At 56.4% G+C, this 926-nt stretch carries 1 protein-coding gene; it reads left to right on the forward strand.

Annotated elements, in window-relative coordinates; translation table 11 throughout:
- A partial coding sequence (locus QWJ34_RS26965; RefSeq protein WP_302732229.1) for a hypothetical protein occupies nucleotides 1-926 on the forward strand: 926 nt, incomplete at both ends.

Consider the following 926-nt stretch of genomic DNA (forward strand, 5'->3'; position numbering starts at 1 on the left):
GACTTTACGCTGGGACGGATCTACCAGAGCAATACCGCCTACATCTGGGAACCGAAGATCGACCAGAACGGAAGCAGCTACACCAACAACAGCGAGTATTACACCTACAACGAACGCACGTCGAACCTCGGCGTCGGCTGGACCTGGGCGTTCCCGTCCGTCGAGCTGCGGGGCGACCAGCGCTATCTGCATTTTCCCGACGGAACCGTATACGAAGTAGCCGCGGGCGGACAGGGACTGGTGGATTATCCGCTCAAAGACGTGACGTTCGCGCCTTCGACAGCGACTCTTTCGACGAAGGACGCTTCGGGCAAAGCGGTCAGCGCTGCAGCTGCTTACTCCCTGACCGACACGCTCGGCACGCAGTCGCTGTTCAACGCGCAGGGCCGCTGGATCGGGACCAAGGACGCATACGGCAATGTGATTCTGGTGGAATACGCGAACACATCGGTCAATGACGGCGACGCCTACCCGCTGATCAGCCGCGTGATCGACACGCTGAACCGCGAGATCAAATTTTCGTACAAAGCGAATGCGGTGACCGTCAGTTATGCGAATAAGTCGCTGACATTCAACAAAAAGCTGATCACCGGCGTCAACAAAAAGCGCAATCTGGACACGGCTGTCAATGAAAACGGCGAGACGATTTCCTACGGCTATACGAAGCAGGATGCCGGATTCGACGCAGACGGACCGGGCGGAGCGAATGGAGGCAGCACCACCTATACTTCGCTGACCCGCGTCACGTATCCGACAGGCGCGAGATCGATCTACGAATACGGCAAAACGGTCAAGCACTTCGGCGATATCGGAACGTTGGAGTACTACCGGGTAAACAAGCGTTATGAAGAACTGAACGAGAGCGGCACCAAGAAGAAGAACATGGTTGCTTACGATTACACGAACGCGACCGACTTTTCCGATTC

The organism is Saccharibacillus sp. CPCC 101409 (genome assembly GCF_030518235.1).
In the GTDB taxonomy this organism is placed as follows: Bacteria; Bacillota; Bacilli; order Paenibacillales; family Paenibacillaceae; genus Saccharibacillus.